The organism is Luteimonas sp. R10 (genome assembly GCF_045689605.1).
Classification (GTDB): Bacteria; Pseudomonadota; Gammaproteobacteria; order Xanthomonadales; family Xanthomonadaceae; genus Luteimonas.
The window spans coordinates 21,597-36,714 of sequence record NZ_CP141262.1; the positions used below are offsets into that span (position 1 = coordinate 21,597).

Annotated in this window: 9 protein-coding genes; 3 read left to right on the top strand and 6 right to left on the bottom strand. The window is 70.9% G+C overall.

Translation table 11 applies throughout. The features are described 5' to 3' along the window. Positions 1-39 precede the first annotated feature (39 nt). The 5 genes from U3649_RS00110 to U3649_RS00130 form a co-directional block, all read right to left on the bottom strand. Complete coding sequence (locus tag U3649_RS00110) at positions 40-1,095, bottom strand: 2-oxoacid:ferredoxin oxidoreductase subunit beta (protein ID WP_407352874.1); 1,056 nt, start codon at positions 1,093-1,095, stop codon at positions 40-42. A gap of 316 nt (positions 1,096-1,411) precedes the next feature. Beyond that, on the bottom strand, positions 1,412-3,265 hold the full coding sequence (locus U3649_RS00115) for a 2-oxoacid:acceptor oxidoreductase subunit alpha (RefSeq protein WP_407352875.1): 1,854 nt from the start codon (positions 3,263-3,265) through the stop codon (positions 1,412-1,414). Positions 3,266-3,590: 325 nt separating this feature from the next. Continuing rightward, the gene (locus U3649_RS00120) at positions 3,591-5,414 is read right to left on the bottom strand and encodes an FAD-dependent oxidoreductase (protein ID WP_407352876.1); all 1,824 of its coding nucleotides are present in this window, start codon (positions 5,412-5,414) and stop codon (positions 3,591-3,593) included. Between the two features lie 366 nt (positions 5,415-5,780). Further along, complete coding sequence (locus tag U3649_RS00125; RefSeq protein WP_407352877.1) at positions 5,781-8,945, bottom strand: efflux RND transporter permease subunit; 3,165 nt, start codon at positions 8,943-8,945, stop codon at positions 5,781-5,783. 445 nt (positions 8,946-9,390) lie between these two features. Continuing rightward, complete coding sequence (locus U3649_RS00130; protein WP_407352878.1) at positions 9,391-10,521, bottom strand: efflux RND transporter periplasmic adaptor subunit; 1,131 nt, start codon at positions 10,519-10,521, stop codon at positions 9,391-9,393. Positions 10,522-10,606: 85 nt separating this feature from the next. On the opposite strand from U3649_RS00130, the gene U3649_RS00135 reads away from it, so the two are divergent. From U3649_RS00135 to U3649_RS00145, 3 genes are all read left to right on the top strand, one after another. Continuing rightward, positions 10,607-11,275 carry a TetR/AcrR family transcriptional regulator gene (locus U3649_RS00135; RefSeq protein ID WP_407352879.1) on the top strand — a complete coding sequence of 223 codons (669 nt, stop codon included), beginning with the start codon at positions 10,607-10,609 and terminating at the stop codon, positions 11,273-11,275. 129 nt (positions 11,276-11,404) lie between these two features. Continuing rightward, positions 11,405-12,067: a protein-L-isoaspartate O-methyltransferase family protein gene (locus tag U3649_RS00140; RefSeq protein WP_407354665.1), complete on the top strand. Its 663-nt coding sequence runs from the start codon at positions 11,405-11,407 to the stop codon at positions 12,065-12,067. 55 nt (positions 12,068-12,122) lie between these two features. Further along, the gene (locus U3649_RS00145; RefSeq protein ID WP_407352880.1) at positions 12,123-13,469 is read left to right on the top strand and encodes a TolC family outer membrane protein; all 1,347 of its coding nucleotides are present in this window, start codon (positions 12,123-12,125) and stop codon (positions 13,467-13,469) included. A gap of 205 nt (positions 13,470-13,674) precedes the next feature. Here U3649_RS00145 and waaA read toward each other — a convergent pair whose 3' ends face one another. Then, the gene (gene waaA / locus U3649_RS00150) at positions 13,675-14,961 is read right to left on the bottom strand and encodes a lipid IV(A) 3-deoxy-D-manno-octulosonic acid transferase (RefSeq protein ID WP_407352881.1); all 1,287 of its coding nucleotides are present in this window, start codon (positions 14,959-14,961) and stop codon (positions 13,675-13,677) included. Between the last annotated feature and the right edge of the window lie 157 nt (positions 14,962-15,118).

A 15,118-nucleotide genomic window follows, 5' to 3' on the forward strand; every position in this document is an offset into this window, starting at 1 on the left:
CGAGGTACGCGAGGCGAAGAAACGCCCCGCGCGATCGCGTCAACGCAGCGCCGCGTTGATCCGGGCCAGCGCCTCCGCGCCCGGCGACAGCGTGTCCGCCTCGAGGCTGTTGAGCGGCGCCTCGACCGTGCCGAGGTGCGCATGCAGGTCCACGGCATCGGGGTCGACGTACAGCAGGCCGGTCGCGATCTCGCCGCGCGCGTGGCGCTGCTGGACCAGGTTCATCGCCGCGATGCGGTCGCGCGGGTCGTAGCCGCCGTCGACCTTGTGCAGCCGCAGCACCGAGCCGTCGTGCTGGGGCACGTCGATGCGCTCGCCGGCGGCGTAGTCGACCACGATCTCCGCCCGCGGCGGCATCACGTCGAGCCGGTTCACCGCCTCGTTGTGCTCGCGCACGTAGTCGTAGCTGCGGGTGCTGCCGTCGTGGTTGTTGAAGGCGACGCAGGGGCTGACGATGTCGAGGAAGGCGGCGCCGCGATGCGCCAGCGCGCCCTTGATCAGCGGCACCAGCTGCTTCTTGTCGCCGGAGAAGCCGCGGGCGACGTAGCTGGCGCCCAGCTGCAGCGCCATGGTCACCATGTCCAGTGCGCTGTCGCTGTTGGCCACGCCGCGCTTGGACACCGAACCCTGGTCGGCGGTGGCGGAGAACTGGCCCTTGGTCAGGCCGTAGACGCCGTTGTTCTCGACGATGTAGGTCATGTCCACCGCGCGCCGGATCGCGTGCACGAACTGGCCGATGCCGATCGACGCCGAGTCGCCGTCGCCGGACACCCCGAGGTAGATCAGGCCGCGGTTGGCCAGGCTGGCGCCGGTGAGCACCGAGGGCATGCGCCCGTGCACCGTGTTGAAGCCGTGCGACTGGCCGAGGAAGTAGTCGGGCGTCTTCGAGCTGCAGCCGATGCCGGACAGCTTGGCGAGCCGGTGCGGCCGGATGTCGAGCTCCCAGCAGGCCTGGATGATCGCCGCCGAGATCGAGTCGTGCCCGCAGCCGGCGCACAGCGTGCTGATCTTGCCCTCGTAGTCGCGGCGGGTGAAGCCGATCGCGTTGCAGGCGAGCGTGGGGTGGTGGAGCTTCGGCTTGGCGAGATAGGTCATCGGATAGTCCTGCTGTCGAGCCCCTCTCCTCTGAGAGGGAACGCTTCGAACCCCTCTCCCTCCGGGAGAGGGGTTGGGGTGAGGGTACGGCGAAGTCGCGATGGTTCGGTTCGCTGCGGCTTCGCCGCACCCTCATCCGGCGCTCCGCGCCACCTTCTCCCGGAGGGAGAAGGGAAAAGCTTGAGCCCCTCTCCCTCCGGGAGAGGGGTTGGGGTGAGGGTACGGCGAAGTCGCGATGGCTCGGTTCGCCGCTGCTTCGCCGCACCCTCATCCGGCGCTCCGCGCCACCTTCTCCCGAAAGGAGAAGGGAAAGGCATCACGCCACCTTGTTCCGCTGCGCCTCCGGCCGCACGTGCACGGCGATCGCCCCGGCGATGAAGCGTGCGGTGATCGGCGTGCCGTCGTAGTGCAGCACCGCGATCAGCCGCGCCGGGTCCAGGTCGAACTCGTTCACCAGCAGCGTCCGCAATTGCCCGTCGCGGTTCTGCTCGACCACGAACACCGCCTCGTGCGCGAGGATGAAGCCGCGCACCGTGTCGGGAAACGGGAACGCGCGGATCCGCAGCATGTCCAGCGCCATGCCCTCGGCCCGCAGCCGGTCGATCGCCTCGGCCATGGCCGGACTAGTCGAGCCGTAGAACAGCACGCCGTGGCGCGCGGGCGCCGCCGCCTGCCCGGCCGCGGCCGGCGTGGACAGCGGCTGCGGCACCAGCGATTTCGCGGTCTCGAACTTCTGCAGCAGGCGCTGCATGTTGTAGACGTAGTCGGCGCCGCGCTCGGAGTAGCGCGCCGACGGATCGCGCGAGGTGCCGCGGGTGAAGTAGGCGCCCTTGTCCGGGTGCGTGCCCGGCCAGGTGCGGTACGGGATGCCGTCGCCGTCGACGTCGCGGTAGCGGGCGAACTCGGCGCCCGCCTCCAGCGCCTCGGCGGTCATCACCTTGCCGCGGTCGTAGCGGCGCGCGTCGTCCCACTGCAGCGGCGCGCACAGGCGCTGGTTCATGCCGATGTCGAGATCGCTCATGACGAACACCGGCGTCTGCAGGCGGTCGGCCAGGTCCAGCGCGCGCGCGGCGAAATCGAAGCACTCGTGCGGATCCTCCGGGAACAGCAGGACATGCTTGGTATCGCCGTGCGAGGCGTAGGCGCAGGCCAGCACGTCGGACTGCTGGGTGCGCGTCGGCATCCCGGTCGAAGGCCCGCCGCGCTGCACGTCGATGATGGTGACCGGGATCTCGGCGAAGTACGCCAGGCCGATGAACTCCCCCATCAGCGAAATGCCCGGGCCGGCGGTGGCGGTGAAGGCGCGCGCGCCGTTCCAGCCGGCGCCGACCACCATGCCGACCGAGGCGATCTCGTCCTCGGCCTGGATCACCGCGTAACGCGCCTTGCCCTGCTCGTCGACGCGGTACTTGCGGCAGTACGCCTGGAAGGCCTCGGCCAGCGACGACGACGGCGTGATCGGATACCAGGCGCAGACGGTGGCGCCGCCGTAGACGCAGCCGAGCGCGGCGGCGGCGTTGCCCTCGACGAAGATGCGGTCGCCCACCGCGTCGGCCTTGCGCACCCGCAGCCCGATCGGGTGCGGCAGGTGCTCGCGCACCCAGTCGCGGCCCAGGTGCAGCGCCTCGACGTTCGGCGGCAGCAGCTTAGGCTTGCTCCGGTACTGTTCGCCGACCAGGGCCTCGATCACCGCCACGTCCATGTCCAGCAGCGCGCTCAACGCGCCCACGTACATGATGTTCTTGAACAGCTGGCGCTGGCGCGGATCGGCGTAGGTCGCGTTGCAGATCGCGGTCAGCGGCACGCCGATCGCGGTGATGTCGTCGCGGAACTTCGAGCGCGGCAGCGGCTTGCTGCTGTCGTGGAACAGGTAGCCGCCGGGCTCGATGCCGGCCACGTCCTCGTCCCAGGTCTGCGGGTTCATCGCCACCATCAGGTCGACGCCGCCGCGGCGGCCCAGCCAGCCGCGCTCGCAGACCCTCACCTCGTACCAGGTGGGCAGGCCCTGGATGTTCGAGGGAAAGATGTTGCGCGGGCCGACCGGCACGCCCATGCGCAGGATCGCCTTGGCGAACAACTCGTTGGCCGAGGCCGACCCGGAGCCGTTGACGTTGGCGAACTTGACGACGAAATCGTTGACCGACTGCAGCGGGGCGACGGCCGGGGTCATGCGGCGGGACCAAGCTGAGGAAGAAGATGCGATCCGCCGTTTCCGACCGGGCCTGCGGCGCCGAACGCGGCTTCCAAGGCCCGCCCTTCCACCTTTTGAAAAGGGGGATCGGGGGGGGCGAAAGTCGCCGCTTGCAAGCCGCAGGCTTGCGGCGGCTTAGGCGCCCCCGCGCGCTGCGCGGGGGCCGGGAATCGCGTAGCGATTTGCTCTTGCGGTCGCTTGTATTGGGAGCCGTCAAAAGCAAATCCCCCCCAGCTCCCCTTTTTCAAAGGGGGGAGCAGGATGTAAGGGGGGAGCGGGATGTTCCGGGCTTTTGGGGATCGAGTCATGCCGCTTCCTTCGCCTTCGCGCCGCGGCAGGCGGGCCCGGCATAGACCTCCTGCAGCAGGAACTTCTGCATGTCCCAGGCGCCGGTCGGGCAGCGCTCGGCGCACAGGCTGCAGTGCAGGCAGACGTCCTCGTCCTTGACCATCACCCGCGCGGTCTTCAGCGGTTCCGAGACGTACAGGCCCTGGTCGGCGTTGAGCGCCGGCGCGGTCAGCCGCGTCCGCAGCTCGTCCTCCCCGCCGTTGGCGGTGAAGGTGATGCAGTCGGTCGGGCAGATGTCGACGCAGGCGTCGCACTCGATGCACTTGTCGCGGTCGAACACCGTCTGCACGTCGCAGTTGAGGCAGCGCTGGGTCTCCTTCCACGCGGTGGCCGGGTCGAAGCCCAGCTCGACCTCGGTGGACAGGCTGTCGAGCTTCCTGGCCGCCTCCGACCAGGGCACCGCATAGCGCTCGTCGGGCGAGACCGCGTTGTCGTAGCTCCATTCGTGGATGCCCATCTTCTGCGAGAGCAGCTGCACGTCCGGGGCCGGACGCACGCGCGGGTCCTCGCCCTCGAGCAGGCGGTCGACCGTGACCGCGGCCGCATGGCCGTGGGCGACGGCCCAGATGATGTTCTTCGGCCCGAACGCCGCGTCTCCGCCGAACATCACGTGCGGCAGCGTCGACTGGAACGTGGTCGCGTCCACCACCGGCATGCCCCACTGGTCGAACTCGATGCCGAGGTCGCGCTCGATCCACGGAAAGGCGTTCTCCTGGCCGACCGCGATCAGCACCTCGTCGCAGGGGTGGAATTCGTCCGGCTCGCCGGTCGGCACCAGCCGGCGGCGGCCGTCGTCGCCGTACTCCACCCGCACCTTCTCGAAGGTCATGCCGGTCAGCTTGCCGCTGGCGTGGGTGAAGGCCTTGGGCACGCGGCAGTCGAGGATCGGGATGCCCTCATGCATCGCGTCCTCCTTCTCCCACGGGCTGGCCTTCATCTGGTCGAAGCCGGAGCGTACGATCACCTTGACGTCCTCGCCGCCCAGGCGCCGCGCGCTGCGGCAGCAGTCCATCGCGGTGTTGCCGCCGCCGAGCACCAGCACCCGCCGGCCGACCTTGGTGACATGGCCGAAGTAGACGTTGGCCAGCCAGTCGAGGCCGACGTGGATCTGCGCACCGGCCTCCGCGCGCCCGGGCAGGTCGAGATCGCGGCCGCGCGGCGCGCCGCTGCCGACGAACACGGCGTCGAACCCGTGGGCCAGCAGGTCCCGCATCGAATCGATGCGGCGGCCGCCAACGAACTCGACGCCGAGATCGAGGATATAGCCGGTCTCCTCGTCGATCACCGCTTCGGGCAGCCGGAAGCGCGGCACCTGGGTGCGCATGAAGCCGCCGGCCTTGGCGTCGGCGTCGAAGACGGTGACCCGGTAGCCGAGCGGCGCCAGGTCGCGCGCCAGGGTCAGCGAGGCGGGCCCGGCGCCGACGCAGGCGACGCGCCGGCCGTTCGGCCGCGCCGCCGGCCTCGGCATGCGCCCGCGCACGTCGCCCTTGTGGTCGGCGGCGACGCGCTTGAGCCGGCAGATCGCCACCGGTTCGGGCTTGGCGCCGTTGTTCTCCTCGACCCGCCCGCGCCGGCATGCCGGCTCGCAGGGGCGGTCGCAGGTGCGGCCGAGGATCCCCGGAAAGACGTTGCTGTGCCAGTTGACCATGTACGCATCGGCGTAGCGGCCGGCGGCGATCAGGCGGATGTACTCGGGCACCGGCGTGTGCGCCGGGCAGGCCCATTGGCAGTCCACCACCCTGTGGAAGACGTCCGGGTCGCGAATGTCGGTCGGTTCCACCGCGCTGCACCCCGCCGCTGGCTGGGCCGATGGCGTCGGCCGTCGCTTGCGCGGCGAGTCTAGCGCCGAATGCGGGCCGGGGTCATGCTGCGGGGCAACCGCGGCATGAACACTCCCTTGAGCAAGCGCCCGCTCCCGGCCGTAGCGCCGAATCATCCGGCGGCTCGTGACCCGGAACCGCGTGCGGCGGAGCGGGCTCCGCCCTGCGGCGTCGTTCATCGACATCGACGCGACACTCCCAGGTACTTCAGCGCCGCGCCGTGAACACGGCAGGCGGCGAGGCAGGCTCGATGCCGGCGGGCAACGAGATCTTGCTCTGTGGGAGCGACGGAAGTCGCGACTTCCGTCGCTCCCACAAGCGCGGCCCTATGTCTGCGCCGGCACGCGCCTCACCCGGAACCAGGCCGCGTAGAGTGCCGGCAGGAAGACCAGCGTCAGCACGGTGGCCACGGTCAGGCCGCCCATGATCGCCACCGCCATCGGCCCGAAGAACACGCTGCGCGAGAGCGGGATCATCGCCAGGATCGCCGCCAGCGCGGTCAGCACGATCGGGCGGAAGCGGCGCACGGTGGCCTCGATGATCGCGTGCCAGCGATCGAGCCCGGCGGCGACGTCCTGCTCGATCTGGTCGACCAGGATCACCGCGTTGCGCATGATCATGCCGGCCAGCGCGATCGTGCCCAGCATCGCCACGAACCCGAACGGCACCCGGAACGCCAGCAGGAACAGCGTCACCCCGATCAGGCCCAGCGGCGCGGTCAGCAGCACCAGCGCCACGCGCGGGAAGCTGCGCAGCTGCAGCATCAGCAGCGACACCACCACGAACAGGAACAGCGGCATGCCGGCCTTGATCGAGTTCTGCCCGCGCGCCGAGTCCTCGACCGTGCCGCCGGTCTCCAGCAGGTAGCCCTGCGGCAGTCCCGCGCGGATCTCCTTCAGCGTCGGCAGGATCTGCGCGACCACCGTCGGCGGGGTCAGCCCGTTGCGGATGTCGGCGCGCACGGTCACCGTCGGCAGGCGGTCGCGGTGCCAGACGATGCCGTCCTCGAACACGTACTCCAGGGTCGCGATCTGCGCCACCGGCACCGACTGCCCGCTTCCGGTCGGCACCGCCAGGCTGCCCAGCATCTCCAGCTGCCCGCGCTCGTCGGCCGGGCCGCGCAGCAGCATCTCGACCAGTTCGTTGCCCTCGCGGTACACGCTCACCGGCAGTCCGGACAGCGATCCGGACAGGTACTGCGCCACGTGCTGCGAACTCACGCCCAGGGCGCGGGCGCGGTCCTGGTCGATCTTCAGCCGCACCACCTTGCTGGGCTCGTCCCAGTCGAGGTTGACGTTGGTCGCGTGCGGATTGGCGCGGACCTTGTCGGCCACGGCGCGCGCGATCTCGCGCACGCGCTCGATGTGCTCGCCGGACACGCGCAGCTGCACCGGATAGCCCACCGGCGGCCCCGTCTCCAGCCGGGTGACGCGCAGCTGCAGCTCGGGGAACGCGGACGCGACCTCGTCTGTCAGCCAGGCGCGGACCCGCTCGCGCGCGGCGACGTCGGTGGTCATCACCACGAACTGGGAGAAGTTCGCCTGCGGCAGCTGCTGGTCGAGCGGCAGGTAGAAGCGCGGCGAGCCGGTGCCGACATAGGCGACGTAATTGTCGACGCCTTCGTGCCCGGCCAGCAGCTTCTCGAGCTTGCGCGCCTGCGCCTCGGTGGCGCGCAGCGAGCTGCCCTCGGCCAGCTCCAGGTCGACCATCAGCTCCAGCCGGGTCGAATCGGGGAAGAACTGCTGCGGCACGAATCGGAACAGCAGCAGCGAGGCGACGAACAGCCCTGCCGTGGCGCCGATCACCAGCCAGCGGTGCGCCAGCGACCAGTCCAGCCAGCGCCGGAAGCGGCGGTAGAACGGGCGCTGGTAGGGATCGTGGTCGTGCGCATCGCCCGACCTCGGCTCGAGCACGAAGGCGAACGCGGGCCAGCGGTCGGCGAGCCGCGCGCGCAACGCGCGCCAGCGCGCCACCGGCGAGCCGGGACGGAGCGGCTTCGGCGCGCCGAAGTCCGGCAGCATCTTGTCGCCCAGGTACGGGATGAACAGCACCGCCGCGATCCACGACACCACCAGCGCGATCGTCACCACCTGGAACAGCGAGCGCGTGTATTCGCCGGTGCTCGACGCGGCGGTGGCGATCGGCAGGAATCCCGCGGCGGTCACCAGGGTGCCGGTGAGCATCGGGAACGCGGTGTGGTCCCAGGCGAAGCTGGCCGCCTTCAGCCGGCTGTAACCCTGCTCCATCTTGATCGCCATCATCTCCACCGCGATGATCGCGTCGTCCACCAGCAGGCCCAGCGCCAGCACCAGCGCGCCCAGCGAGATCTTGTGCAGGCCGATGCCGAAGTAGTGCATCACCGCGAAGGTCATCGCCAGCACCAGCGGGATCGACACCGCCACCACCAGCCCGGTGCGGAAACCGAGCGAGAAGAAACTCACCAGCAGCACGATCGTGACCGCCTCGGCCAGCACCTTGACGAACTCGCCGACCGAATCCTCCACCGCCTTCGGCTGGTCGGCCACCTTGCGCAGCTGCATGCCCACCGGCAGCGTCTCCTGCAGCCGCGCGAACTCGGTTTCCAGCGTCTCGCCCAGCCGCAGGATGTCGCCGCCCTCGTGCATCGACACCGCGATGCCGATCGCGTTCTCGCCCATGAAGCGCATCCGCGGCGCCGCCGGATCGGCGAAGCCGCGGCGCACCGTGGCGATGTCGTCCAGGCGGATGGTGCGGCCGCCGGCGCGGATCGGGAACGCGCGGATCGCCTCGACCGAATCGAAGGCGCCGTCGACGCGCAGCCGCACGCGGTCGCTCGCGGTTTCGAAGAAGCCGGCCGGCGTCACCGCGTTCTGCTCGGCCAGCGCCTGCTGCACCGCCGCCAGCGGGATGCCGAGGGTCGCCAGCCGGGTGTTGCTGACCTCGATCCAGATCTTCTCGTCCTGCAGCCCGACCAGCTCGACCTTGCCGACGTCCGGCAGGCGCTGCAGCTGCAGCTGCAGGCGGTCGGCGTAGTCCTTCATCACCGCGTAGTCGTAGCCGTCCGCGGTCAGCGCGTAGATGTTGCCGAAGGTGTCGCCGAACTCGTCGTTGAAGAACGGGCCCACCACGCCCTCTGGCAGGGTGGCGCGGATGTCGCCGACCTTCTTGCGCACCTGGTACCAGAGGTCCGGGATCTCCGACGAGCGCATCGAGTCGCGCGCCATGAAGATGATCTGCGACTCGCCGGGCCGCGAATACGAGCGGATGAACTCGTAGTCGCCGGTCTCCATCAGCTTCTTCTCGATGCGCTCGGTGACCTGCCTGGCCACCTCGTCCGCGGTCGCGCCGGGCCACAGCGTGCGCACCACCATCGCCTTGAAGGTGAACGGCGGATCCTCGGACTGGCCCAGGCGCAGGTACGACCAGGTGCCGACGATCGCCACCACCAGCATCGCGTACAGCACCAGGCCGCGATTGCCCAGGGCCCATTCGGACAGGTTGAAGCGGGTCATGGGACGGTCCGCATCGAAGATCCGGCCCGGGGCGCGGCGGTCGCCCGGTCACCCGGCATGCGCTTTCCTCGGGCGGGCCCGCTCGCTCCCCCGCAAGTGGGGAAAGGGAGACTGGGCCCGCTCCCTCCCCCGCTTGCGGGGGAGGGCTGGGGTGGGGGGACGGAGCCCGACGCTTCAAGCTGCGGATCCGCATCGAGTGCGGTGGGACATGCCCCGGATGCGATACCCGACACGGCGGTACGCTGGCTCCGGTCTCGCTCCCATCCCATCCTTCCCCCGCAAGCGGGGGAAGGGGAGTTGGTGCCGTGCGGGAGTTCCTGCGACGACATCACGGGCGGCGTCGAGAAGGGGTCGGGTGCTTTGCGGGCGCGTCGCCCCCATCCCATCCTTCCCCCGTAAACGGGGGAAGGGGAGTTGGTGCCGTGCGGGAGTTCCTGCGACGACATCACTGGGCCTTTGTGGTTGCGGGCTTCGGGGTTTTCGGTTCTTGGGGGCTGTTGTCGCGGTCGACCGGGGCGACCGGCTGGCCTTCGCGCAGCAGGTGGCCGCCGGCGATCACCACCAGCGCATCCGCGGGCAGGCCGCCGAGCACCGGGACGCGTTCGGCGCCGAACTCGCCCAGCCGGACCGGCACGCGCCGGGCGACCGGATCCTGCGGATCGACCACCCACAACGCAGTGCCGCCGTCGTCGCCGCGTTGCACCGCCGACAGCGGCACGCTGACGGCGGCGCGGTCCGTATCGGCGGCATACACGCGCGCGCTCTGGCCCAGTTCGACCGCGGCGGCGGCGGCGTCCTCCAGCGCGACGCGCGTGGCGTAGGTGCGTGCCTGCGGGTCCGCCGCCGGCGCGATCTCGCGGATGCGTCCGGACCAGCGCCGCCCCGGCGCACTCCACAGCTCCACCGCGACCTCCTGGCCGACCCGGAACGCGCGGATGCGCGATTCCGGCAGCGCGACGGCGACTTCGCGGCCGCCGTCGCCGGCGATGGTGAAGATCGTCTGTCCGGCGGCGACGACCTGCCCGGCCTCGGCCTGGCGATCGGCGATCACGCCGTCCTCGGGCGCCCGCAGTTCGGTGTAGCCGGCCTGGTTGCGGGCCACGTCCAGCTGCGCGCGCGCCGCCCGCGCCTGCCCCTGCGCGGCGCGGAAGGCGGCGGTCTGGGCGTCGAGGGTGGACTGGCTGACCAGCTGCTGCGCGGCCAACCGCTCGTAGCGCGCCTGGTCGGCGCGGGCGCGCTTGAGTTCGGCTTCGGCCGCGGCGTACTGGGCCTGGGCCGACTGCGCCTGCAGGCGCTGGTCGTCGGGGTCGAGTTCGGCCAGCAGGTCGCCACGGCGGACCGCGGCGCCGACGTCGACATGGCGCTTCACCAGCTTGCCGCCGACCCGGAATGCCAGGGCGCTCTCCTCGCGGGCGCGGATCTCGCCGGCCAGCGCCAGCGCCGCCCCGGCCGCGCGTTCCGCCGGGCGCTCGACCAGGACCGGACGCGGTGCCGCCGGCGGCTCGTCGCCGCTGCCGCAGCCCCCCAGCAGCAGCGCCAGCACCAGGGCCGCGCCTCTTCCGCCATTGCCGCCCATCACGGATCTCCGTCGCCGTATCCGACAAATTAATGAACCGGTCCGTATAGTATAAATATCAAACCGGTTGGTCTAGTATTGAAGCATGTCGCGAAAACCCCTTCCCAAGGCCACGGCCAGCCCCGGCCGCCCCAAGGACCTGACCAAGCGCGCGGCGATCCTCGATGCCGCCGAGCGCATGTTCCTGCAGCAGGGCTACGAGGGCGTCAGCATGGACCAGATCGCCGGCGAGGCCGGCGTCTCCAAGCTCACCGTCTACAGCCATTTCGGCGACAAGGACACGCTGTTCGCCGAGGCCGCCAAGGCCTATTGCGAACAGCAGATGCCGACCTCGATCTTCGACCCGTCTCCGGGACGGCCCTTGCGCGAACGCCTGCTGGAGATCGCCAACGCGTTCTTCGCCATGGTCAGCTCGCCCGAGGCCGTGGCCGGGCACCGCCTGCTGTGCACGCCGCAGATGGTCGAGAAGCGCCTGTCGCGGGCCTTCTGGCAAGGCGGGCCGGTGCGCGTGCAGAACGCCTTCTCCGAGCTGCTGCGGCGGCGGGTCAAGGCCGGACAGCTGGAGATCGACGACATTCCGCGTGCCTCGGCACAATTCTTCACGCTGCTCAAGGGCGACCTGCACGCGATGATGGTGTTCGAATGCTGCAACGAGGACACCGACTGCGAGGTGCATCGCCAGGCACATATCGAGGCATCGGTCGACATGTTCCTGCGCGCCTATGCGCCCCGGCGCCCGGGCGCCGTACCGTGACCTGGGTCGCGATGACTTATGGCACTCAGTCATCGTCCCGCGGGCGGCGATGCTGTCCGCGGCCGCCCGGTGCGGCCGCTCCCCGCAATGCCCGCTAAACTTGCGCTCCCCGCGCACGAGACCGCCACGATGACGATCGATTACGCCCGAGCCCGCGAAGCCATGGTCGAGCAGCAGATCCGGCCCTGGGACGTGCTGGACCAGCGCGTGCTCGACGTACTCGCCGAACTGCCGCGCGAGGACTTCGCGCCCGAGCCGTACCGTGCGCTGGCCTATAGCGACATCGAGATTCCGCTCGGCCACGGCGAGCGCATGCTCAAGCCGGTCGTCACCGGGCGGATCCTGCAGTCGCTGGCGCCGGCCGCCGGCGAGGACGTGCTGGAGGTCGGCACCGGCAGCGGCTACCTGAGCGCCTGCCTCGGCCGCCTGGCCCGCGACGTGGTCAGCCTCGAGCGCCATGCCGATCTCGCCGAGGCCGCGCGCGCGCGCCTGGAGGCCCACGGCATCGGCAACGTCGCGGTCGAGACCGCCGACGCCTTCGCCTGGGACACCGAACGCCGCTTCGACGCGATCTGCGTCACCGCCGCGGTCGACCGCATCCCGTCACGTTTCCTCGGCTGGCTGCGTCCCGGTGGACGGATGTTCGTCGTCCACGGCCGCGCGCCGGCGATGGAGGCGGTGCTGGTGCACATGGTCGGCGGCGACGTCAACGCCGCGCGGACCGAATCGTTGTTCGAAACCGACCTCGGCTATCTCGCCGGCGCCGCGCCGGCGCCCGAATTCCAGCTCTGACCCGAGTCTCCGCGCACGCCCGCACGGACCCACCGGACACGCAAAGGATCCCCGCATGCTTCGCCCCCTCGCACTCGCCCTCACCCTCGCCCTGATGCCGGCCTCGGCCTTCGCCCAAGACCTGCTGCAGACCTACGAGATGGCCCGCAGCGGCGATCCGCAGCTGTCGATCTCCGAATCCAACCGCGACATCGCCCGCGAGGGCCGGGTGCAGGCGCGGGCGCAGCTGCTGCCGCAGATCAACGGCAGCGCCTCGCTCAGCCGCAACTACGTGGCCGGCAGCGGATCGAGCAGCGGCAGCCTCCGCCGCCGCAGCGTCGGCGTCGACCTCAACCAGACCGTGTTCGACCTCGGGCAGATCTCCAGCCTGCGCGCGCAGCGCGACCTCGACACCGCCGCCGGCTTCGACCTGGAGGCGGCCAACGACGAGCTGATCACCCGCACCGCCGCCGCCTACTTCGACGTGCTGGTGGCGATCGAGACCCTGGCCGCCGCCGAGGCGTCCGAGGCCGCGCTGCAGAAGCAGTACGACTTCGCCGACAAGCGCCTGGAAGTGGGCCTGGCGCCGATCACCGACGTCCACGAGGCCCGCGCGCAGTACGACGGCGCCCGCGCCAACGTGATCCTCGCCCGCAACCAGCTCGAGGACGCCTACCAGGCGCTGGCCGAGATCACCGGCCGGCCGGTGCGCGACCTGCGCGCGCTGCCGGACGACTTCCAGCCGGAGGTGCCGGCCGAAGGCGGCGCCGACGAATGGGTGGCCGCCGCGATCGCACAGAACCCGTCGCTGCGGGCCGCCGAGTACGCCTACCAGGGCGCCGAGCACAATGTCACCACCGCCAAGTCGGGGCACCTGCCGCGGCTCTCGCTGGGTGCGGGCTACAGCAACGGCGCGTCCTGGGGAGAGTTGAGTCCCCCCAACCAGGATCCCACCGTGGCCAGCGAAGGTCACAACATCGGGCTGACCTTGACCGTGCCGATCTTCAGCGGTGGCGCCACCCAGTCCGGCGTGCGCGAGGCGATCGCCCGCCGCGAGATCGCCCGGGACCAGCTGGAGCAGACCCGGCGCGCGCTCGAGCGCAATGCCCGCAACGCCTACCAGACCGTGGTCGCCGGCGTCTCCGAGATCGAGGCGCGGCGCCAGGCGGTGATCTCGGCGCGCGCCGCCTACGAGGCCTCGCAGGTCGGGCTGGAAGTCGGCACCCGCACCGTGGTCGACGTGCTGATCAACCAGCAGACCCTGTTCGACGCCGAACAGCGGTACGCGCTGGCGCGCTACAACTTCCTGCAGAACCGGCTGCTGCTGGCGCAGGCCGCCGGCAGCCTCGACATCGACGACCTGCGGGACATCAACGGCCTACTCACCGTCGAGGCCGAGGCACGCCTGACGGCTCCCCAGTAGAGCCGAGCCCGCTCGGCTGCACAGGCCCCGAAGCCTATACCCGTAGAGCGGAGCTCGCTCCGCTGCACCGCCTCCGAAGCCCGTATGTGTAGAGCCGAGCTTGCTCGGCTGCACGGGTTCCGGAGCCACGGGCTTCGGGGCCGAAGCAGCGGAGCGAGCTCCGCTCTACGGCGCCGTCGCGGCACGGCGGATTTTCCGGTACCGCCTACGGCAGGTCGGCGTAGACCACGGTCAGGGTCCGCTCGACCGCGCCGCGCCCCTCCTCCACCAGCGCCGCCGCGGCCGCGGCCATCGCCGCGCGCTGGCGGCTGTCGCCGAGCAGGGTTTCCAGCGCCGCGCCCACCGCGGCGGCATCGGCGCCGATGCGCACGCCGCCGGCCCGTTCGAGCCGGCGCGCGATCTCGCTGAAGTTGTGCAGGTGCGGACCGGTCACCATGGCGGTGCCGACCGCCGCCGGCTCGAGCAGGTTGTGGCCGCCCACGTCCTGCAGGCTGCCGCCGACGAACGCCGCGTCGGCGCAGCCGTAGAAATTCATCAACTCGCCGAGCGTGTCGACCACGAACACCGCGTCGTCCGCATCCGGCCAATGGGTGAACTTGCGGGTGGCGGTGCGCCAGCCGGCGGCGACCGCCTGCTGCGCGACGGCGCGGAAGCGCTCCGGATGCCGCGGCGCCCACAGCAGCAGCAGGTCCGGCCAGCGCGCGCGCAGCCGGCGATGGATCTCCAGCACCGGCGCTTCCTCCTCCTCGTGCGTGCTGGCGGCGATCCAGACCGGCCGGTCGCCGATGCGGCCGCGGAAGTCGCGCACGAACGCGTCCAGCGCCGGATCGACGGCGATGTCGTACTTGAGGTTGCCGGTGACCACGATCTGCCCCGCCGAGGCACCGAGGCGTTCGAAGCGCCTGCCGTCGTCGGCCGACTGCGCCGCCACCATCCGCACCGTGCGCAGTGCGCGGCCGACCAGCGGCCGGAGGATCCGGTAGCCGCGCAGCGAGCGCGCCGACAGCCGCGCGTTGACCACGTACACCGGGATGCCGTGGTCGCGGCAGCAGAACAGCAGGTTCGGCCACAGCTCGGTTTCCACGATCAGGCCCAGCCGCGGCCGGTAGTGATCGAGGAAGCGGCGCACCGCGCCGGACAGGTCGTAGGGCAGGTAGACGTGCTCGACGCGCCCGCCCCAGAGCGTCGTCACCCGCGCCGAGCCGGTCGGAGTGATGGTGGTCACCAGCAGGCGCAGGTCGGGGCGCTGGTGCAGCAGGGCATCGATCAGCGGCGCCGCCGCGTTGACCTCGCCTACCGACACCGCGTGCACCCAGACGGTGGCGGCATGCGGCGCATCGCGGTACGAGGCGTAGCGCTCGCTCCAGCGCTGGAAGTATTCGGCCTGGCGGAAACCCCGCCAGATCAAGTGGTACACCGTCACCGGCACCAGGACATAGAGCACGGCCGAGTACAGGCCGCGCAGCAGGCGTTCGACTAAGGGCTCCGGCATCGCGGAAGGATACCCGCTGGCCCACCGATGGTGCGTGTGTGGACCGCGCGCCCACGCCCCTCCGGTTCCCGCCGCTCGCGCCTCGTCTCCCGTTTCTCACGCCTCGTTTCTCGCTCCTCGCCCTTCCACCCGCACCCAACCAACCGCCGCACCCTAC

What these genes read in the sequence shown, in the direction of transcription:
- U3649_RS00110 (WP_407352874.1), bottom strand. Translation starts at nt 1,095, where the DNA reads ATGACCTATCTCGCCAAGCCGAAGCTCCACCACCCCACGCTCGCCTGC.
- U3649_RS00115 (WP_407352875.1), bottom strand. Translation starts at nt 3,265, where the DNA reads ATGACCCCGGCCGTCGCCCCGCTGCAGTCGGTCAACGATTTCGTCGTC.
- U3649_RS00125 (WP_407352877.1), bottom strand. Translation starts at nt 8,945, where the DNA reads ATGACCCGCTTCAACCTGTCCGAATGGGCCCTGGGCAATCGCGGCCTG.
- U3649_RS00130 (WP_407352878.1), bottom strand. Translation starts at nt 10,521, where the DNA reads ATGGGCGGCAATGGCGGAAGAGGCGCGGCCCTGGTGCTGGCGCTGCTG.
- U3649_RS00135 (WP_407352879.1), top strand. Translation starts at nt 10,607, where the DNA reads ATGTCGCGAAAACCCCTTCCCAAGGCCACGGCCAGCCCCGGCCGCCCC.
- U3649_RS00140 (WP_407354665.1), top strand. Translation starts at nt 11,405, where the DNA reads ATGACGATCGATTACGCCCGAGCCCGCGAAGCCATGGTCGAGCAGCAG.
- U3649_RS00145 (WP_407352880.1), top strand. Translation starts at nt 12,123, where the DNA reads ATGCTTCGCCCCCTCGCACTCGCCCTCACCCTCGCCCTGATGCCGGCC.
- waaA (WP_407352881.1), bottom strand. Translation starts at nt 14,961, where the DNA reads ATGCCGGAGCCCTTAGTCGAACGCCTGCTGCGCGGCCTGTACTCGGCC.